Here is a 20,302-nt window from a genome sequence, read left to right as displayed (position 1 = left end):
CCTAGCCACGACCCGCCACATTTTCCATAGAGCGGGAAAGTTTCCCTCCCGTCACCTGCAGGAGCTGTCAAACATTCCGATCACCGGAAGGCAATGTCTACGCACCGCGCGGTCCGCCGTCTAGATTCACCTGTCATCCGTTCCCCTTCGTGAGGAGTTCGACCATGACCGCCAACCGGTTCCGCGCCGGCGCCATCGCCCTCGGCATCACCGCCCTCGTGGCCGTCGGGACGTCCGCGTGCGGCGGGTCGTCGCCGGCCCCCGCCGCGGGCGACTTCGTCCTCAAGGTGACCGCGCCGCAGAACGCCGGAGCGCTCGCCGTCGGCAAGCGCGATCACGTCTTCGACGATGCACTCAAGCCGCTGGGGGCGCGTATCGAGTGGGTGGAGGCCCCGCCCGCGTTCAGCGCCAACCTCAAGCTGTTCAACGCCGGGCAGCTCGACGTCTCGGAGGGCGCGTACAGCCCCGTCGTCGGGGCGCTGTCGAAGAACGTGCCCGTCCGGATCGTCGCCGTGGCGCATAACGAGGACCGCACCCGCAGCGGCATCATCGTCCGCCCCGACTCCGGCATCCGCACCGTCGCCGATCTCCCCGGCAAGCGCGTCGCCGTCAACGCCGCGGCCAAGGGCGACTACATCACGCTGAAGGCCCTGCAGCAGGCCGGAATCCCCGTCGACCGCGTCGAGCGGGTGGCCCTGCAGCCCTCCGATGCCACGGCGGCCTTCTCCACCGGCAAGGTCGACGCCTGGGCGTCCTTCAACGACCCCTACGAGGAGGCCAGGGCCCGCGGCGGCGTCGAGATCGCCACCGAGCAGTCCATCGACTCGCGCGATCACACCATCCTCGCCTTCCGCACGGCGGTGCTGGACTCCCGGCCCGATGTCGCGGCGGCCTTCCTCACGGCGCTCCAGGGCCTCAAGGAGCGGCAGCGGCAGGATCCGGCGGCCTTCCAGAACGTCTTCGACCAGGCCGGTCCGCGCGCCGTGACCGGCGACCGGCTGGCCCGCGCCATCGCCTCCGACCGGCTCGTGGGCGTGCCGCGCTACCCGACCGCGGAGGACGAGGCCGACCTGCAGTCGGTGATCGACCTGTTCGCCGACAACGCCGTGATCAGCCGCCGCGTTCCCGCCTCCGATGTCCTGTACCCGTTGCAGGCCAAGGCCGCCGAGCGCAGCGCGGCCGCCGGCAAGGGGCGCTGACATGGCGGTCCTCGACCTCCGGCGCCGCGCCCTGACGGTGCCGCGCGCACCGTTCGCGGCGGACGCCCTGATCGTGCCCGAGGTCCGCAGCAGCCGCCCGCACTCGCGCACCTTCTCCATCGCCCTGCGGGTACTCGTCCCCGCGCTCCTCGTCCTTGCCTGGTGGGGCGGCTCGGCCTCCGGGCTGCTCCGGCCCGAGATCCTGGCCTCGCCCGGCCAGGTCGGCTCCGCACTCCTCGAGTTGGCGCGCACCGGACAGCTGCTCGATTTCAGCATCGCGTCGTTCCGCCGCGCCGGCGCGGGCGTCCTGCTCGGCGTCGGAGTCGGTCTCACGCTGGGCGTGCTCTCCGGATTGTCCGCCCTCGGTGAGGAACTCGTGGACTCGACGATGCAGATCGTGCGGGCCGTGCCCTTCCTCGCCCTGGTCCCGCTGTTCATCGCCTGGTTCGGCATCGACGACGCCTTCAAAGTCCTGCTGATCGCGGTCGCCACCGTCGCGCCGATGTACGCCTACACCTACCTCGGCGTCCGCAACATCGACCGTAAGACCGTCGAGGCCGCGCGCGAGTTCGGGCTCACCGGACCGCGATTGGTGGCCGAGGTGGTGCTGCCCGCGGCACTGCCCGCGATCCTCATGGCGCTGCGCATCTGCCTCGCCATCAGCATCACCGGCCTGATCGCGGCCGAGCAGGTCGGCACCAAGGAGGGCATCGGCTACCTGGTGACTCTGGCGCAGGAGTACAACCGCACCGACTACATGGTGCTGTGCGTCGTCCTCTACGGCGCCCTGGGCCTGGTCTTCGACGCGATCGTCCGCGTCGCGGAGCGGTACGGCATGCCCTGGCGGCGTCAGGTGGCCTTCCGATGAGCATCCTCACCCGTTCCCCAGAATCCGCGCTCCCGCCGCTCGCCGACCGCGCACCGTCGGCCGCCTCCGCCGCCGACCGCCGCGCCGGAGAACCGGTCGCGCTCCGGCTGACCGGTGTCCGGAAGAGCTTCGGCGACAACATCGTTCTCGACGACATCGATCTCACCGTGCACCGCGGCGAGTTCGTCGTGCTGCTCGGCCCCAGCGGTACGGGCAAGACCACGCTGCTGCGCCTGCTCAGCGGACAGCTGGCGCCGGATTCCGGCACCGTCGAGGTCCCGGCCGCCCGCACGTCCGTCTACCAGGAACCGCGGCTCATCCCCAACAAGCGGGTGCTGCGCAACGTCACGATCGGCCAGCCGCGCGGCCGCGCCACGGACGAGCGGGCACTCGCCGCGCTCGGCGAGGTCAACCTCGGCGAGAAGGCCCGGCAGTGGCCGGCCACGCTCTCCGGGGGCGAGGCCCAGCGGGTCGCGCTGGCGCGGGCACTGGTGCGGGAGCCGCGGCTGCTCCTGCTCGACGAGCCCTTCGCCGCGCTCGACGCCCTCACCCGGCTCCAGATGCAGGATCTGGTGGGCGATCTCGTGGCCCGGCACCGCCCCGCCGTCATCATGGTCACCCACGACGTGGACGAGGCCGTCCGCCTCGCGGACCGGGTGATCGTCCTGCACGGCGGTGCCTTCGTACTGGACGAGGACATCGACCTCGTCCGGCCCCGCGACCGGGCCGACCCCGCGGCCCTCGACTACCGAACCCGCCTGCTCGCCCACCTCGGGGTGGGCCGCGGGCACACCCCGTCCCCCCGAGGAGAGGCCCGGCCATGACCAGCACGCTCACCGATACCCTCTGGTACACCCGTTGCCCCGTACCCACTGCGAGCGGCGTCGCCCACGCCCGCGGCTGGCTGGCGGACGCCGCGGTCGACGCCGGGCTCACGCTGGCGGTGCTGCAGAACAGCGCCCCCGACGTCGCGGCGCGGCACTTCGACCACGACCTGCCCGGCCTGATCCGCGAGGGCGGCAACGTCCCTGCGCTCGCGGCCCGCGCCGAGGGCGCCCCGACCCGCCTCCTGGGCCTGACCTGGATCGACGAGGCGCAGGCCGTGATCGTCCGGCCGGACTCCCCGATCGCCGACGCCGGTGACCTCCGCGGCGCCCGCCTCGCGCTGCCGACGTGGGCCGCGGACCGGGCCCGCAGCTTCCCCCGGGCGATGGCCCTGCACGGCTTCCGGAACGCGCTGCGGCTCGCCAGGCTGGACCTCGGGGACGCCCGGCTCGTCGAGGTCCCCGCGGGGGCGATCCGCAGGTCGTGGGCGCGCCCCGCGCCACGACCTGGGGCGTCGACCGGCTGCTCGCCGGCGACGTGGATGCGGTGTACGTCAAGGGCGCCCGCGCCCGCGACGTGGCCCGCGAGCACGGCCTGCGCACCGTCGTCGACCTGGACGCCACCGCGGACCGGGCGGCGCGCGTGAACAACGGCACCCCGCGCCCGATCACCGTGCACCAGGCGCTGCTCGACGAGCGCCCCGACCTGGTCACCGAGTTCCTGGTGCGTTCGCTGCGCGCCGCGGGCTGGGCGGCGGAGCACCCGGGCGAGGCCCGCGCGGTGCTGCAGCGGGAGACCGGCTCCGCGTCCGAGGGCGCGGCCGCCGCGTACCCCGACCACGTCATCGCGGGCCTGCACCCGTCGCTCGACGAGGACCGGCTCGAGCTGCTCGCCCGCCAGCAGCAGTTCCTCCTGGCGCACGGCTTCCTCGCCGCGGACTTCGACCTGGATTCCTGGGTCGCGCCGGAGCCCTTGCGCCGGGCGCGCGAGATCGTCGCCGAGCGCGCCGGAGTCGCGCGATGACGGGCGTCGACTGGCGGATCTCCGTCCGCGGTGACTCCCGCCGGGCCGGAACATCACCCTCCCGCACCGACTTCCGCGACCTACTCGCCGCCGTCGACGCGGCGGAGCTGGCGGGGATCGACGGGGTGCTGGTGCCGTACGACCCCGCCGGGGACGAGTCCTGGGTGGTCGCGGGCGCCGCCCTGCGCGCGACCCGGCACCTGCGGGTGACCGCCGAATTCGACCCCACCTTCGGCAGCCCGGTGTACGCCGCGAAGGTCTCCGCGACCCTGCAGCGGCTCTCCCGGGGCCGGTTCGGCTGGCGGCTGCGCGCCGAGGCCGACGAGGCCCGCACCGGCGGCGACGTGCTCACCCGGGCGGAGCAGTACCGCCGCGCCGCGGAGTTCCTGGAGGTCGCGCGCGGCGTGTGGAACAGCGACCCGATCGGCGGGAACGGATTCGAGGGCACGGGATTCGAGTACGACGGCGACTACTTCCACGTCGCCGGCGGCGGCTTCCGCGGCATCCTCTCGGGGCTGCCCTTCCCGCGCGTCGAGATCACCGGGGACGACGGTGCCGCCCTCGCCCTCTCCGCCCGGCTCGGCGATGTGCACGTCTTCGCCGAGCGGCGGGACGCGCCGCTCGAGGACCGGCTCATCGCCCTGCGCTCCGCCGCCGCGGCGACGGGGCGCACGGTGGGGGTCGCGCTGGAGCTGCCGGTCATCGCCCGCGAGACCGACGACGAGGCCTGGCAGCGCGCCGACCGGCTCGTCCGGCAGGCCGGCGGGGTGCCGGCCGACGCGGACCGGCTCGACGACCTGCGGTGGGCGGGCTTCCGCGCCGCGGGATTCGACGCCGAGGTCGGCCTCGTCGGCTCGTATTCGACGGTGGCGCACCGCCTACGGGAGTACGCCGAGGCCGGCGTGGACTCGGTGATCCTCACCGGCCGGCCGCACATCGAGGAGATCCACCGCGTCGGCGAGCACCTGCTCTACCGCACCGACCCGTCGGCGCGCCTGCTGCGCGCGCACCGTTCCCAGGAGGTCCCGGCGTGAGCGTCGACTTCTACTGGCGGATCGGCATGGAGGGCGACCACGCCTCCCTGCGCGAACCGCGCCGCTACAACCGCGGTGAGGCGCAGGGCATCGGTCCCGGCAACATCGCCCCGGCCGTCCGCGACGGCGAACCGGACGGCTACGCCTACATCGACCACGCCGCGGCCGTGGTGCGCGCATCCGAGCGGGCCGGCTTCGTCGGCGGCCTGCTGCCGAGCTTTCCCGTCACCGAGGACCCGTGGGCCTTCGCCTCCGCGCTCGCCGCCGAGTCGCAGACCTACCGCTTCATGGTCGCCTTCCAGCCGGGCTTCCTGCACCCCGTCCAGGCCGCCCGGATGTCCGCGACGCTGCAGCGCGCCACCGGCGGCCGCCTCGTCTACAACATCATCAGCGGGGGCGGCGGCCGGCCGCAGCTGTGGTGGGGCGACAAGGTGGACCACGACGACCGGTACGCCCGCACCAGCGAGTTCCTCGACGTGCTGCGCGGCGTCTGGCGGGGCGAGCCCTTCCACCACGACGGGCGGTTCTACCGGACCGACGGTGCCGCGCTGCCGCCGCTGCTCGCGGATCAGCCCTTCCCGGAGGTCTACTTCTCCGGCTCGTCCGGCGCGGCCGTGGCCGCCGCGGGGCGGCACGCCGACTACTACCTCTCCTGGCTCGAACCCTTCGCCGACCTCCGCGCCAAGTTCGACGGGGTGCGCGCGCATTCGGAGAAGCTCGGGCGCACACCGAAGTTCGCGGTGCGGATCGACGTGGTGGCCCGACACACCGAGGAGGCCGCGTGGGCCGAGATCGAGAAGGGCTGGGCCTTCGTCGACCGCGGCGCCGCCGAACGCGCCGCCCAGGGCGACTCCGTGGGCGCCGCGCGGATCGCGGGCTGGGTGCCCACCACGATCACCGGCTACCGCGACCTGGAGGTGCAGCCCAACGTGTGGTGCGGCTTCAGCCTGATCCGCGGCGGCCCGGCGTTCGGGCTCGTGGGCAGCTACGAGCAGGTCGCCCAGCGGCTCGACGAGCTCCGCGAGCTGGGCGTCGATGCCTTCATCCTGGCCGGCAACCCGCATCTCGAGGAGGCCTACCGGGTGGGCGAGGAGGTACTCCCCCTACTCCGCAACAGCGTTCCCACCGATCTTCGCGCACCCCTCGTGCGCGCCGGATGAACTCCACCGAAAGGACTTTCATGACCACCGTGCTCCCCCTCGACGAGACGGCACTCGCCTTCGTCGACGCCACCGCCCGCGACGCGCAGAAGGCCTTCCGCGTCTTCCGCGAGACCGGCACCGTCTCCGCCAACGGCACCGTCAATTTCGTCGAACGCATCCCCGGCATCGACGTCGCCGTCGCGCTGAACGAGCCCGGACCGTGGGCCGACGACCCGGTCGCGCGGCCCGTCGTCGCCACCTTCGACGGCGAGGTCCTGCTCGGCGACGGCGGCGCGGGCTTCGTCACCGCCTACGCCGGTCTGTTCCGCGCCCACCCCGAGATCACCTCGGTGGTGCACGTGCACACCCCGTGGCTCGGCGGCTTCGCCCAGACCCACCGGCCCCTCCCGATCCGGTACGCGGCGTCCCAGCGGCTCACCCTGTCCCGATCCATCCCGCCGCACATCGACCGCACCATCGGCGCGGGCGAGTTCATCCTCCGTGAGCTGGAGCGGGATCCGCACCTGGTGGCGATCTTCGAGGCCAACGGCGGCGTCAACGTGATCGGCCGCGACGGCTTGCTCGACCTCGCGAAGTTCGTCGTGCTGCTCGAGGAGGGCGCCCAGTACCAGGCCATCGGCGAGTCCGTCGGCGGCACACAGGAGTTCGACCCCAGCAACCTCGTCGCGCAGTGGGGCCGCAGCGGCCTCCTCGAGCGCGCCCGCGAGCACGGCCTCGTCTGACCCGGAACCCAAGGAGCACACCATGACGCTGCGCGTCGGCTACTTCCCGCACAACAACTCCCTGTTCGTCCTGCGCCATCGCGGCATCCTCGAACGGTCGATCCCCGATGTCGAGTGGGTCGACCTGCGGGACCTGCCCGAGCCCGACCCCGTCGATCCCCGCTCGGGCCTGCCCACGCTGCACTCGGACTGGCTCTTCGCCGACGGCGGCTACGACGTGATCGGCACCGGCTTCACGCCGCCGATCACCGCGCTCGGCGCCGGGCACGACATCGTCTACCTGGGCATATCGGGTCCGCGCGTCGAGAACGGACGGATCGTGGCCCGCGCCGGCAGCGGCATCACCACGCCCGCCGACCGGCGCGGCAGGCGGGTAGGAGTGGCGCACGGGTCCTGGCAGACCACCCTCGTCCTGTTCGCCCTCGACGATGCCGGGCTCACCTGGGCCGACATCGAGCCCGTGGACGTGGACGTGCACGCGGGTGGCGAGGCGCTGCTCGCCGGCGACATCGACGCCTGGGTCGGTGCCTATCCCGGTCTCGCGGCGGTGGAATCGCGGGCCGAGCTGGTGACGCTCGTGGACACCGCATCGGTGTTCAGCCACCCCTCGCTGTGGTTCACCTCCCGGCGGCTCGCCGAGGAGCACCCGGACGCGGTGCGCGCGGTCCTCGATGCGCTCGCCGAGTCCGACGCCTGGGTGACGGCGAATCCGCGGGAGGCCGCCGCCTACTTCGCCGCCGACGCCGCAGCGCACGGCCTGCCCGCCGATCTCGACGCCTGGGAGGCCGCGGTACGCGGGCGTCCCTTCGGCGTCGGCCCCGTGACCGAGGACTTCCTCGACGAGCAGCAGCGCGCCGCCGACCTGTTCGTCGCCGGCGGCCTCCTGCCCCGCCACGTCGACGTGCGCTCCGCCGTGGTCCCGTGGATCAACGCGGCGGCAGGGGCGGTCACCGTCGGATAGTTTGGCGGTATGAGTGGGACGAGCACGGACCGACGACCCCGCGGCCTCACCGGGTTCACCGGCAATCCCGTCAACGCAGCGATGGCCCGCGTGCTCGACCAGCTCGCTTCCGAGGTGGATCACGGCGTACGCGTGGCGATGGAACGTCCGTCCAGCGTGTCCCGCGTGAAGCGCCTGCGGGATCGATGAACACCACGCGCGGGCACCGATCCAGTGTCCTCGAGTACTGGTGGATGCTCGAGCTGTTCAACCCGCAATCGATCCCGAAGCTCACGCCCCGGGCGACCCGCCCGCCGAACCAGCAGGTGATCTGCTGGTCGCCCGGCGACGAACTTCCCTGGGACCGGCTCCCGTATCCGGGACGCGGTGCGGACGGCACGCCGCGGACCTGGCGGCACACGGTCTACCTCGGGGTGTATCTGCTCGAGGAGACCTACGACGTGCTGCACCGGGCGTTCGCCGAAGATCCCGACGCGGGGGACGAACGCCCGGGCGGCAGGAGCGCCTGCGCGGGGATCCTTATCGACGGTGCCGGATGTCCGATACCGAGTTCCGCGATCCTCTCGTCGGCCGCGTGGGCGGTCGGCCGCGTGCAGCACCCCGGCCCCTGGACACCCGAACGGCTGATTGGCTTCGACACGGCCCAGGCCGCGTTCCTCGACGCGGTCGACAGGTTCGAGGGAGGTCGGCGCGACGCAACCGGCGCGGACGCCCCGGTCCCGGCCGACGCTCGTGCGGTGACCGACCTGGTGGCGTTGGCGCACTTGTGCGGGGGTATCGCAGGGCTCCCGCGGATCGCAACATCCGAGGTCGTGATCTCCAGCGTCGTCGTGGGTGCGGAGAAGTCCGAAGAGATCGACTTCCTCAACAGCTTCTTCCTCCACGACCTGTCGACGGTGCGCGACCACGTGCGAGCCGGTGACATCGGTGCAGGTCTGGAGCGCTACCTCACGGGCGACGATTCACTGCCCCTGAAGGGCCGAATCGATGTCGTGGACGGGGCGGCGGGGGTCGCGGCGGCCGACGCCGGCGTCGCCATCGGCCGACTGCCGCTCGGGCGGTGGCCGTCGAATCCGAATCATCCCCTCGCACTGAGCCAACAACTCGCGGTGAACCTGGCGTTGAACGACCTCGCTCCAGCAACAGGTCTTCTGGGCGTCAACGGACCGCCAGGCACCGGCAAGACCACCATGCTCCGCGACGTGCTCGCCGGGAACGTGGTCGAGCGAGCGCGGCGCCTCGCCGCCCTGAAGTCGCCGTACGACGCGTTCACGGGTGAGCCACTGGAGGTGAAGACATCCTCTTTCTTGCACCGGTTCCGGCGGCTCCGGCCCGAGCTCACGGGCTTCGAGATGGTCGTCGCGTCGAGCAACAACTCGGCAGTGGAGAACGTGACGACCGAGATCCCCGCCCGCGAGGCCATCGCCTCGCCGTGGCGGGAGAGCGCCGACTACTTCTCGGCGATCGCCACGGAGGTGCTTCGCGGCACGAGCAAGGCCGCAGACTCACCAGCAGCCTGGGGACTCGTGGCCGCCCGGCTCGGCAACAAGACCAACCGGGGCGCGTTCCATACTGCTTTCTGGTTCGGCGCCGACGAGCGGAGAGCAAAAGATACTGCTCGGGGCCCTATTCCAGGAATGCTTGAACGCCTCAAGCGATGGCGCACGGGGGCGGACTCCCCACGTCCCTGGAGCCTTGCTCGTAGCGATTTCGCAGCTGCAGAGAAACGGGTGACCGACTTGATCGCGGTCCGGCGCGCGGCGGCGGAGCGGCGGGACCGACTCGCGCAGGAGTCCAGCAAGGTACCCGAAGCCGAGGATCACGCGCGCCGTCTCCGGGAGCTGGTGGCACGGGCCGAGCACGGCCTTGGGGAGCAGCGCCGAACGGTGGAGCAGCTCCGGAATGCCGTCGCCCGCGCGGATGCTGATTACACCCGACACGCGCAGCGCAAGCCCGGCACGATCGAGAACCTCTTCTCCTTGGGGAAGGCGATGAAGTCGTGGCGCGCCGAGGAGGAGCCGCTGGTCCGCAATCTGAACGGCCTTCTGGGCGCGTTTCGGGCGGGCGAAGAACGCGCACAGCAGATCGCGAACGAGTTGCACAGGAGGAAAGCCGACGGCGCAGCAGCGGACGGACTGCTCGATACGCTGCTCCGGTCGATCGACGCGCTCGAGGCCGAATGCGCTCTCGATCGGGAGCGTTACGGCGACGCGTACCCCAGGTCCCTGCCGACCGTCGATCCTCCGAAGGCGTTGTCCGACAAGAGGGAGAAGCGTGCCCCATGGCTCGACGCCGACCTCGATACCGCGCGGTCAGAGTTGTTCCTCGCCGCGCTCCGCCTGCACGAGGACTTCCTCGCCAACACCGCGAAGGAGATGGTCGGTAGCCTTTCCGCCGCGTGCGCAGTCATGGCGAAGGGACTGCCGCACAACGTGGAGGACCGAGAGGTGAAGGCGCGGGCGGCGTGGCAGCTGCTCTTCCTGGTGGTGCCGATGGTGTCCACGACCTTCGCCTCGGTCGGGAGGATGTTCAGCGACCTCGGCCAGGAATCGATCGGCTGGCTGCTCATCGACGAAGCCGGCCAGGCGTCGCCGCAGCACGCGGTCGGGGCGATCTGGCGGGCGCGACGCGTGGTGGCGGTGGGCGATCCGCTGCAGCTGCAGCCGGTGGTGACGATGCCGCCCAAGGCGCAACGCGACATAGCCACGGCTTATGGGGTGTCCGAGACCTGGATCCCGCCACGCGCATCGGTGCAGACCCTCGCCGATCGGGTCGCTATCTACGGCACCACGATCAGTCAGGGCGAGAAACCCGTCTGGGTGAGCGCGCCGTTGCGAGTACACCGACGTTGTGACAACCCGATGTTCGACCTCTGCAACCGGATCGCCTACGGCGACATCATGGTCAACGGGGTGCACAGAAAGCCCCACACTCCGGACGACCCGGACCGATATCAGGAGCACGACTCGAACGAGCGTCTCGTGATCGCGCCGAGTATGTGGGCACATGAGCCTGCGACGGCCCCCGGAACACACCTTCAGACGAACCAGATAGCGAAGCTCGAGGAAATCCTGATGCGGCTCGAAGAGCGGGGAGTTCCTCCCGACCAGGTGATCGCTATCTCCCCGTTCCGCGCCGTCGCGGATCGTCTGTCAGCGTTGAGCGCCGATTACCCCGGCCTCAGCGCCGGAACCATCCATACCGCACAGGGTCGCGAGGCTCCGGTAGTGATTCTGGTGCTGGGTGGCGACCCCGCGAGAGAGGGCGCCAAGGCATGGGCCGCGTCGAGCGTCAATCTCGTCAACGTCGCAGCGAGCAGAGCCCAGCGTCGCTTGTACGTTATCGGCGATCGAGACGCGTGGCAGCGGCACAACTACTTCCAGCAACTCTCCGCGGCTCTGCGCTAGATCCTGCTCAAGCCCTCGGCCGGCGCAGCCCTGGGCAGGTCATTCGAGACAAGGGAGCTATATCGAAAACTTGTCGGTGGGTCGGCGTAGGGTCACAGCATGAACGAAGATGCTGTTGTAGAGGATGATCAGCCACCTGATGGTGACGTGGCCGATCGGTTGCGTTCGATGGAACGGCAGCGGTGTCGGACGGTGTTCGAGCAGTACCGGTCGGCGGCGGAGCTCCTGCGGCAGCGGGTGTGCGAACGCGTGGCGGCAGGGTTGCCGCAGGACCGGTGGCAGCAGGGCGTCGCCGCGGAGGTCGGGCTGGCGCTGCACATGTCGCCCAACACCGCCGCCAAGTTTCTCACCCGGGCGGTGGAGTTGGAGAGGACGATGCCGCACACCCGGGCCCGGCTGCGCGACGGTGACCTGCCGCCGGAGGCGATCCCGGTGATCATCGGCGGCCTCTCGCACCTGGACGCCTCCGCCCGTCACAGTGCCGATGAGCTGCTGTGTTCCGATCCGGCGACGCTCGCGGGCATGGGGCTCAGGCGACTCGGAGCCCATGTGGAGCAGGTCGCCTACCACCTCGACGCGCAGGCGACCGTGGATCGGAACGCCTCCGCGGAGAAGGACCGCACCGTCACCATCCGACCGCTCCCGGAGGGCATGGCCCGGGTGTCGCTGCTCCTGCCGGTGGCGCAGGGCGTCGGCGTCTACGCCGCGCTGCGCAAGCACGCGGCCACGCTGATCGGGATCGGCGCGGATCTGCGGACCCGCGGGCAGATCATGGCCGACACCGCGTTCGCGAGGATCACCGGGCGGGAGGCGGCTGAAGGGCAACTCGTCGCCGTGAACCTGACGATGCCCGCCGCGGTGCTCCTCGGTGACGAGCCCGGAACCGCACACCTGGACGGTGGCGGGACCATGCCGGCGGAGATCGCCCGCAATCTCATCGGCAGGGCCACCGCCGCCGGCGTCGCGTGGGTCAAACGCCTCTACATCGCCCCCGAGACCGGGGCGGTCGTCGGCATGGACTCCCGCGCCCGCTGCTTCCCCGACGGGCTCTCCGAGATGATCCGCGCGCGGGACCGGTACTGCCGCACCCCGTACTGCGACGCACCCATCGCCCACACCGACCACGTCGTGCCGCACGCGAAGGGAGGCCCGACCGAGTTCACGAACGGTCAGGGCCTCTGCGCGGCGTGCAACTACGCCAAGGAGGCCGTCGGCTGGGCCAGCGCCGTCGTCGAGGACCCGAGCGGGCGGCACACCGTCGAAACCCGGACACCGACCGGGCATATCCACCGGTCCACAGCCCCGGAACAGGCCGCTTAGTCGCGAACCGTCCGATCAGCGCGCGGTGACGAGCACCCGGTGCAGGCCGGTCGCACCGTCGGGGGCGGGTGGCGCCGTGGCGTCGGTCTGGACCGTCCCGTTCGCGTCGGTGGCGCGCACTTCGAGGGTGTGCTCGCCGCGGTCGAGGGGGATCGCGACGCTCCACTGCCGCCAGGTATCGGGTCCGACGGTGTCCGCGAGCCGGGCCGGCACCCACGGGCCGGAGTCGGCGCGGACCTCGACCCGGCCGATACCGATGTGCTGCGCCCACGCCACGCCGGCCACCGTCACCGCGCCGGCGGGAACGGATCCGCGCGGTACGTCGATGCGCGACTGCACCTTGACGGGGCCGAGCGCCGACCATCCCCGCGGCGTCCAATAGCCCTGGTCGGCGGCGAAGGTGGTGACCTTGAGCGAGGTCACCCACTTGGTCGCCGAGACGTAGCCGTAGAGGCCCGGGACCACGAGCCGGGCGGGGAAACCGTGCACCACAGGCAGCGGTTCGCCGTTCATCCCGATCGCCAGCAGCGACGCCCGGGCGGGGTCGCGGAGCACGTCGAGCGGCGTTCCCGCGGTGAATCCGTCGACGCTGCGCGAGAGCACCATGTCGGCGCCGGGTCGAGGCCGGGCGCGCTCCAGCAGAGCCCGGATCGGATGGCCGAGCCATCGGGCATTGCCGATGAGGTCGCCGCCGACCTCGTTGCTGACGCACGCGAGCGTCGCGTAGTGCTCCTCCAGCGGGAGGGCGAGCAGGTCGTCCCAGGTGAGGGTGAAGGGCTGCTCGACCATGCCGTGCACCTGCAGGGACCAGTCGGCCGGGTCCAGCTGCGGCACGCGCAGCGCCGTGTCGATGCGGTAGAAGTCGGCGGCGGGCGTGACGTAGGGGGTCAGCCCCGCGATGGGCGGGTCGGCCGGGGCCGCAGGTGCGACGGTGCGCGGCGCGGGCAGGCGCAGCGTCTCCCGCGCCGCCTTCACCGCGGTCGCGCCGGCCGAGAGCAGGCGTGCCCCGGCCAGCGCCAGCACCGTCGTCCCCGCGGCCGCGCCGGCGACGAGGAGGAAGCCGCGCCGGTCCACCGCGGCTCCGTCATCCGACGCTCCGTCATCCGAGGCTCCGGAGCCGGGGCGGAGGCGCCGGAGCGCCGGGCGCAGTACGAGGATCGCCGCGGCGATGCCCACGAGACTCGGGACCGCCCACGACGCCGTCGCGTCCGGGCGCAGGGTCGCCGTCACCGCGCCCACGACTCCGACGACACCGAACAGCACCGCGCCCCAGGGCGTCCGGCGCAGTTCGAGCACCCCGGCGAGAGCCGCGCCGGCCGCGAGCACGACCGTCATCGTGCCGAGCAGGACCGCCTTGTCGGCGGTGCCGAAGGACTCGACCGCGAAGTCCTTGAGCCACGGCGGCGCGGCGTCGATGACCGCGGCGCCGCCGGCGAACAGCGTGCTCGCCCCCGGCGCGATGACGGCAGCGGCAAGCTCCGCGACCGCCAGTCCTGCGGCGCCGGCGAGAACGCCCGCCAGCGCGGCGGCCCATGCCCGTCCTGGATGCCGCGCGGCGGTGTCCTCGGTCATGGGTCCAGCGTGGCACGCGGGGACGCGCCCCGCGAGGCTCATCCGGACACCTCACGGAACCGTAAGAATCGTCGGAAAGACAAGGGCCGCCCCAGCCTTCCGGCTGCGGCGGCCCCGTCGTCGACCGTGGGTCAGGCGCGCGAGTCCACGACGGCGTAGGTGCCGTCGGCGTACTCGGCGCGGATGAGCTTCTTGTCGAACTTGCCGACCGAGGTCTTCGGGACCTCGGCGACGAAGGCCCAGCGCTCGGGGATCTGCCACTTGGGCAGCAGGTCGGTGAGGAAGGCGCGCTGCTTCTCGACGTCCGCGTCGGCGGCGTCCTTGACCACGGCGAGCACGAAGGGACGCTCGTCCCACTTCTCGTCGGGCACGCCGACGACGGCGGCCTCCGCGATGGTCGGGTTGCTCATGACCGTGTTCTCCAGCTCGACGGAGCTGATCCATTCACCGCCGGTCTTGATCATGTCCTTGGTGCGGTCGCGGATGGTCATGAAGCCGTCCGGGCTGATCGAGGCCACGTCGCCGGTGCGGAGCCAGCCGTCGTGGAACTTCGACGGGTCGGAGACGTTGCCCTCGGGCGAGTAGTACGCGCCAGTGATCCAGGGGCCGCGCACCTCGAGCTCGCCGGCGGCCTCGCCGTCCCAGGGCTGCTCGTTGCCCTCGTCGTCGATGATGCGGGCCTGCACCGATGCCGGGAACCGGCCCTGCGTGACGCGGTAGGCGAACTCCTCGGTCTCGTCCTCGATACCGAAGGGCGGGCGCGAGACCGAGCCCAGCGGCGAGGTCTCGGTCATGCCCCAGGCGTGCACGATGCGGGTGCCGAGCTTGTCGAAGGTGCGGATCATCGACGGGGGCACCGCGGCGCCGCCGACGACGACCTCGCGCAGGTGCGAGATGTCCTGCGGCTTCGCGGCGAGCTGCGCGGCGACGCCGGCCCAGATGGTGGGCACGGCGGCGGCGAACGTGGCCTTCGTGGCGTCGAGGATCTGCAGCAGCGGCTCGGGCTGCAGGAAACGGTCGGGCATGACCAGCGTGATGCCGCCCATCATCGCTGCGTAGGGCAGGCCCCACGACATGACGTGGAACATCGGCACGATGGCCAGCACCGAGTCGGCGTTGCCCAGCGACATGCCGGACGACGAGTTGACCTGCATCGAGTGCAACCAGATGCTCCGATGGCTGTAGACGACGCCCTTGGGATCGCCGGTGGTGCCGGAGGTGTAGCACATGACGGCCGCGTCGCGTTCGTCGATCTCGGGCCATTCGAAAACGGTGGGCTCGCCCGCGATCAGCTCGTCGAAGGAGTGCACCGTGACGCCCTCGGGCGCCTCCAGCGCCTCCTTCGGGCCGTTGGCGACGATGACGTGCTGCACGCCGGGAGTCGACGCCAGGTACTTGCCGAGCATCGGGGCGACGGTGGCGTCGACCAGGATCACCTTGTCGTCGGCCTGGTTGATGATGAACACGGCCTGCTCGGGCGAGAGGCGCAGGTTCAGGGTGTGCAGCACGGCGCCCATCGCGGGGACCGCGGCGTAAGCGACCTGGTGCTCGTTGTTGTTCCACATGAACGTCGCCACGCGATCGCCGCGCTGCACGCCCAGCTTCGTCAGGGCGTGCGCCAGCTGCGCGGCCTTGTCGCCGACCTCGGCGAAGGAGAGATCGCGTAGGCCCTCACCGGTCCACGTGGTGATCTTGGCCTCGGGGAAGACCCGGCGGCTGTACTCGACGAGACGGGCGATCGTCAGTTCGCCGTCCTGCATGGTGGTCGCAATCACGTTGGTGGACACTCCTTCTCGGATGGTAAATGCAGTCGGTGCTGCTACTGGCTGGTGATCTGGTTGACCAGGCGCACGACCGACCTCGGAGCGAACTTACTCGAATTGGACAGCAGCGTGGTCAGAGTTCCGACGGAATAGTGGACCCGGGGCAGGAACGGCAGCTTCAGCCGCGGATGCACCGAGTTCCAGACCTGTTCCGCGACCTCCTCCGGGGTGATGTTCACGCCCAGGGTCTGCGTGCTCTTGGCGTCGTTCTCGGCCAGCGCCGTCTTCGCCCACAGCGGCCAGATCGCGACGACGCGGATCCCGTGCTTCTCCCACTCCAGCTCGAGCGCCTCGGTGAAGCCGGAGACGTAGAACTTGGCGGCGCTGTAGGTGGCGATACCCGGCTGCCCGTAGATCGCGGACGCGGAGCTGATGTTCACCAGGTGCGCGCCCGGCTGGTTCTTCAGGTACGGCAGCGCCGCCTTGGCCCCGTAGGTGACGCCCAGGGCGTCGATGTCGATCTGGAGCTTGATCTGCTGCGGCGTGATCTGGTCGAGGTCACCGCTGACGAGCACGCCGGCGTTGTTGTCGAGCACCGTCAGCCCGCCGCCCGTGTGCCGGGTGAAATCGGCGAGCGCCGCCTCCCACTGGTCGTAGTCCGTCACATCGAGTGCGCCGGTCACGATCCCCGGATGCTCGTTCTTCAACTCCTCCAACGCGGCGGCGTTGACGTCGTAGACGCCCACGGTCCACCCCTCGGACAGGAAACGCAGAGCAGTGGCCCGGCCGATGCCCGAGGCACCACCGGAGATGAAGATCGACGGCATGGCGTCCAACCTACCCGCTGGTCAGGCCGGGGTAAAGCTCTACTGAGCGACACTCAATTAGCGCCGGCCCCGTCGACCATGCGGCGGACGACGGCGAGGAGCCCGGCCATCTGCTCGTCGGTGGCGCGGCGCCGGCCGCCGCTCAGGGCCGCGTCGTAGTAGAGCCCGTCGCCGAGCAGGAGCACGGCGCGGGCGGTGGCCTCGTCGGGCACCTGCCTGCGCACCGTGGCGAGGAAGCGTTCCTGCATGGAGCGGATCGCGCGCTCGGCGCGGTCGTTCGCCCCCTGGCTCAGCCGCAGTACCGCGACGATCGCGCGGTCGAGCGGCGAGTCGTCGTAGTTCGAGGTGCGCACGTAATAGGCGACGGCTCCCTCGGGGGCCGCGGCCATCCGCTCGACGTCAGCGGCCACCAACTCGTCGAGCCAGTCGCACAGCCCGTCGACCAGGGCCTTCTTCGAGCCGAAGTGGTAGAGCAGGCCCCCCTTGCTCACGCCGGCTTCGGCGGCGACGGCCTCGAGCGTGGCGGCACGCTCGCCCTGCTCGATGAGGAGCGTGACGAAGGCGTCGAGGAGTTTGGCGCGGGCGGCGGGAGCAGGCGGCACATCTCGCATCGTAGGGGTGACCGCCGTCTCTCGTTTCTGTACCGTCCGGCTGGTACAGTAACGAGCAATCGATCGTCTACCCGCAGGAAGTGCCGTCATGACCACCACCCTCCCCACCACGACCGCGTCATCCGCGCGCGCCACGGTGCGCGACTGGGGTGCGCTCGCGGTCCTGATGCTCCCCGTGCTCCTGGTGTCGATCGACGGCACCGTGCTGGGCTTCGCACTGCCCTCGATCGCCGCCACGCTCGGGCCGACCGCGGCGCAGCAGCTGTGGATCATCGACGTCTACCCGCTGGTGCTCGCCGGGCTGCTCGTCTCGATGGGCAGCCTCGGCGACCGCTGGGGCCGGCGGCGCCTGCTCCTCCTGGGCGCCACCGGCTTCGCCGCGATGTCGGTCGTCGCCGCGTACTCCCCCACCGCCGGCGCGCTCATCGCCGCCCGCGCGGGCCTGGGATTCTTCGGCGCCATGCTGATGCCGTCCACGCTGTCCCTGCTGCGCAACATCTTCCGTGACCCGCAACAGCGGCGGCTGGCGATCGCGGTGTGGGCCTCGTGCTTCGCCGCCGGCGCCGCGCTCGGCCCGATCGTGGGCGGATTCCTCCTCGAGCACTACTGGTGGGGCTCGGTCTTCCTCATGGCGGTGCCGGTCCTGATCCCCCTGCTCGTGCTCGCTCCGGTCTTCGTCCCGGAGTCGCGCGACCCGGAGCCGGGCCGCATCGATCCGGTATCGATCGCGCTCTCGCTCCTCGCGCTGACCCCGATCGTGTACGCGGTCAAGACGCTCGCCAAGGGCGGCGACCTGATGCAGGTCGCGGTGTCGCTCGCGGTGGGCATGACCGCGACGGGCCTGTTCCTGCACCGCCAGTTGAACCGCCCGGACCCGATGCTGGACGTGCGACTGTTCACCGATCGCCGCTTCTCCGGCGCCGTCACCGTGAACCTGCTCAGCGTCTTCTCCCTGGTCGGCTTCATGTTCTTCGTCTCGCAGCACCTCCAGCTGGTGGTGGGGATGAGCCCGATGGACGCCGGCTGGGCGCTCGTCCCGGGGCTGATCACGATGATGGTCGCGGGCCTGTACGTGGTGCGGCTCGTGCGGTGGATCGCACCGTCGACCGTGGTGGTGGGCGGCATGCTCGTCTCCGCGGCCGCGTACGCCGTGGTGATGGCCTTCGCCTCCCCGGAGTCGACGCTCGCCGTGCTCGTCGCCTTCGCGATGCTCGGCGTGGGCATCGGCGCGGCCGAGACGCTGTCGAACGACCTCATCGTCTCGTCGGTGCCGGCCGACAAGGCGGGCGCGGCCTCGGCCGTCTCGGAGACCGCGTACGAGCTGGGGTCGGTGCTCGGCACCGCCGTCCTGGGATCGATCCTGGCCGGCGCGTACGCCGCGAAGCTCACGCTCCCCGCGGGCCTGAGCGCGGACCAGGCCGATGCCGCGGCCGAGACCCTGGCCGGGGCGCACCACGTCGCCACGGAGCTGCCCGCCGACGCCGCGGAGGCCCTGGTCCACGCGGCCGGTCAGGCGTTCGACGCCGGAGTCTCGGTGACCTCCGCGATCGGTGTGGTGCTCATGCTGGCCGCGGCCTGGGTCGCGCACCGCACGCTGCGGGCGCCCGCCTCGTCCGCCGCAGCGACCGACGCACAGTAGTCCCGCAGCCCGCGCGCCGCGGCGCTCGCCGCCTCCGCGTGGCCGGTGAGCGTCGCGGCCGCGCGCTCGGCGAAGGCGAGTACGGCGGGCGGCCCCGTCGTCGCCCGCCAGCGCTCCGCCAGCTCGGCGAAGCCCTCCGCCGCGGCGTCCCAGCCGGCGGCCACGCGCGCCAGCTCCTCCAGATCCACCTCATCGGCCATCCGCTCCCCCTCCCGTCAGGATCGACGCGAACGCGCCCAGCGCCCGCGAGCCCTCGTCGAAGTACCCCGAATGCGCGGCGAGCCCGAACCCCGTGGGGCCCTCCGCATCCACCGCCCTCGCCCCGAACGACGGTGCCGCCGGATCCATCCCGAGCCCCAGCTCGACCCCGAACAGGCGCCGCAGCGTCCGTCCGGCACCGTCGGTGGCACCGACCCGCGGGACGGGATCGTCGGAATCCCGCGCGACGTGGACCGGCACGCCCAGCTCCGCCGCGGACCGCACCGGGCCCGCCCCCGGGGACCCGAGCAGCACCATCGCATCGACGGAGCACGCCAGCGCTCCACCCGCGCCGGCCGTCGCCACCGTCGTGGCGCCGTAGCTGTGCCCGAAGAGCACGATCCGCGGGTCGTCGGGGCGCATCCGGGTGAGGTCCGTGAGATCGGCCCGGAGTTCGGCGGCGCCCCGTCGGGCATGGGTACCGGTGAGGACCTGCGCTGCGGCCGTCGGGCCCGACGGGGCGTCGTAGCCGATCCACGCGAGCGTCGCGGTCGTCGTCATCGGATCCGCCCGCCGCGCAGCCACCTGGAGGTTCGCGGCGTTGCGGGTGACCGTCCCGATCGACGCCGCCGTCGTACCCATGCCCGGGACGACGATGCCGATGTTGCGTGCCGTGTCGAGATCGCCGATCGAGACGGCGACGGCACCGTCGCCACCGAAGGCGCGCGGGTCGTACTCGAAGAGCTGCACCGTCTCGCCGCCACGACCCAACTCGCGCAGGCGCGCGTCGATCGTCTCGATCGTCCGCAGCCGCGCGTCCTCGGTGCGGGTGCGCCGCTTGCCGCGGAGCTCGCGCAGATCGGCCGCCAGGCGCGCGCGGTTCTCCCGGTCCCGCTGCGCCGCGGTCCTCGGGCGCGGCGGGGCCGACGGTGCCGGTCCCCCGCCGCGCGGAACGCCGAGCGGCACGGCGGCGGGGAGGTCGATCGCGGCCAATCGCTCCGCCAGCTCACCCCCGCCGGCCCGGATCTCGGCCGCCGCGCGCTCCAGCGCCGCATCCAGCTCCTCCGCCGCCCGGGCCTCGAGCCCCGCCCATCTCTCGTAGGCGTCGGCGGGTTCGCCCCGCCACGCCGCCACCGCCGTGACCATCATGGGCTCACGCTAAGGCGCCGG

General features: G+C 71.8%; 16 protein-coding genes and 1 pseudogene. 12 read left to right on the top strand and 5 right to left on the bottom strand.

Going from position 1 to position 20,302, the window contains the following annotated elements:
* Positions 1-164 precede the first annotated feature (164 nt).
* The 11 genes and pseudogenes from AC21LY_RS16505 to AC21LY_RS16455 all read left to right on the top strand — a co-directional run bounded on the left by AC21LY_RS16505 (position 165) and on the right by AC21LY_RS16455 (position 12,522).
* Positions 165-1,199 carry an NrtA/SsuA/CpmA family ABC transporter substrate-binding protein gene (locus AC21LY_RS16505; RefSeq protein ID WP_489047639.1) on the top strand — a complete coding sequence of 345 codons (1,035 nt, stop codon included), beginning with the start codon at positions 165-167 and terminating at the stop codon, positions 1,197-1,199.
* A gap of 1 nt (position 1,200) precedes the next feature.
* Positions 1,201-2,067: an ABC transporter permease gene (locus AC21LY_RS16500; RefSeq protein ID WP_489047638.1), complete on the top strand. Its 867-nt coding sequence runs from the start codon at positions 1,201-1,203 to the stop codon at positions 2,065-2,067.
* Positions 2,064-2,891 carry an ABC transporter ATP-binding protein gene (locus AC21LY_RS16495; protein ID WP_489047637.1) on the top strand — a complete coding sequence of 276 codons (828 nt, stop codon included), beginning with the start codon at positions 2,064-2,066 and terminating at the stop codon, positions 2,889-2,891. Before AC21LY_RS16500 ends, AC21LY_RS16495 begins: the two co-directional genes overlap by 4 nt.
* A pseudogene (locus AC21LY_RS16490) lies at positions 2,888-3,915 on the top strand (ABC transporter substrate-binding protein). The gene AC21LY_RS16495 and the pseudogene AC21LY_RS16490 overlap by 4 nt, the downstream one beginning before the upstream one ends.
* Positions 3,912-4,949 (top strand): LLM class flavin-dependent oxidoreductase, encoded by a 1,038-nt coding sequence (locus tag AC21LY_RS16485; RefSeq protein WP_489047636.1) that lies wholly within the window; start codon positions 3,912-3,914, stop codon positions 4,947-4,949. The pseudogene AC21LY_RS16490 and the gene AC21LY_RS16485 overlap by 4 nt, the downstream one beginning before the upstream one ends.
* Positions 4,946-6,109 (top strand): LLM class flavin-dependent oxidoreductase, encoded by a 1,164-nt coding sequence (locus tag AC21LY_RS16480; RefSeq protein ID WP_489047635.1) that lies wholly within the window; start codon positions 4,946-4,948, stop codon positions 6,107-6,109. Before AC21LY_RS16485 ends, AC21LY_RS16480 begins: the two co-directional genes overlap by 4 nt.
* A gap of 20 nt (positions 6,110-6,129) precedes the next feature.
* Complete coding sequence (locus tag AC21LY_RS16475; RefSeq protein WP_489047634.1) at positions 6,130-6,834, top strand: class II aldolase/adducin family protein; 705 nt, start codon at positions 6,130-6,132, stop codon at positions 6,832-6,834.
* A gap of 22 nt (positions 6,835-6,856) precedes the next feature.
* Positions 6,857-7,795 (top strand): ABC transporter substrate-binding protein, encoded by a 939-nt coding sequence (locus AC21LY_RS16470; RefSeq protein ID WP_489047633.1) that lies wholly within the window; start codon positions 6,857-6,859, stop codon positions 7,793-7,795.
* Positions 7,796-7,804: 9 nt separating this feature from the next.
* A complete protein-coding gene (locus tag AC21LY_RS16465; RefSeq protein ID WP_489047632.1) occupies positions 7,805-7,984 on the top strand; it encodes a hypothetical protein in 180 nt (59 codons plus the stop codon).
* Positions 7,985-8,028: 44 nt separating this feature from the next.
* Positions 8,029-11,202, top strand: coding sequence for a DEAD/DEAH box helicase (locus AC21LY_RS16460; protein WP_489047631.1), 3,174 nt, complete (start codon positions 8,029-8,031; stop codon positions 11,200-11,202).
* A gap of 99 nt (positions 11,203-11,301) precedes the next feature.
* A complete protein-coding gene (locus AC21LY_RS16455; protein ID WP_489047630.1) occupies positions 11,302-12,522 on the top strand; it encodes an HNH endonuclease in 1,221 nt (406 codons plus the stop codon).
* A 15-nt stretch (positions 12,523-12,537) separates the two neighbouring features.
* Here the strand turns inward: AC21LY_RS16455 and AC21LY_RS16450 are convergent, their stop codons facing one another.
* The 4 genes from AC21LY_RS16450 to AC21LY_RS16435 form a co-directional block, all read right to left on the bottom strand.
* On the bottom strand, positions 12,538-14,094 hold the full coding sequence (locus AC21LY_RS16450; RefSeq protein WP_489047629.1) for a molybdopterin-dependent oxidoreductase: 1,557 nt from the start codon (positions 14,092-14,094) through the stop codon (positions 12,538-12,540).
* A gap of 131 nt (positions 14,095-14,225) precedes the next feature.
* Positions 14,226-15,854, bottom strand: coding sequence for a long-chain fatty acid--CoA ligase (locus tag AC21LY_RS16445; RefSeq protein ID WP_489047803.1), 1,629 nt, complete (start codon positions 15,852-15,854; stop codon positions 14,226-14,228).
* 59 nt (positions 15,855-15,913) lie between these two features.
* Complete coding sequence (locus tag AC21LY_RS16440; protein ID WP_489047628.1) at positions 15,914-16,684, bottom strand: SDR family oxidoreductase; 771 nt, start codon at positions 16,682-16,684, stop codon at positions 15,914-15,916.
* 53 nt (positions 16,685-16,737) lie between these two features.
* Positions 16,738-17,295: a TetR/AcrR family transcriptional regulator gene (locus AC21LY_RS16435; RefSeq protein WP_489047627.1), complete on the bottom strand. Its 558-nt coding sequence runs from the start codon at positions 17,293-17,295 to the stop codon at positions 16,738-16,740.
* Between the two features lie 88 nt (positions 17,296-17,383).
* Here AC21LY_RS16435 and AC21LY_RS16430 point away from each other — a divergent pair, with 88 nt between their 5' ends.
* Positions 17,384-18,934 (top strand): MFS transporter, encoded by a 1,551-nt coding sequence (locus AC21LY_RS16430; protein WP_489047626.1) that lies wholly within the window; start codon positions 17,384-17,386, stop codon positions 18,932-18,934.
* A 189-nt stretch (positions 18,935-19,123) separates the two neighbouring features.
* Here the strand turns inward: AC21LY_RS16430 and AC21LY_RS16425 are convergent, their stop codons facing one another.
* Entirely contained in the window at positions 19,124-20,281 is a 1,158-nt protein-coding gene (locus tag AC21LY_RS16425) for an alpha/beta hydrolase (protein ID WP_489047625.1), read from the bottom strand.
* Positions 20,282-20,302: the final 21 nt, after the last annotated feature.

The organism is Tsukamurella sp. II2bb, from assembly GCF_057815145.1.
This window is presented reverse-complemented; position numbering and strand designations above follow the sequence as displayed.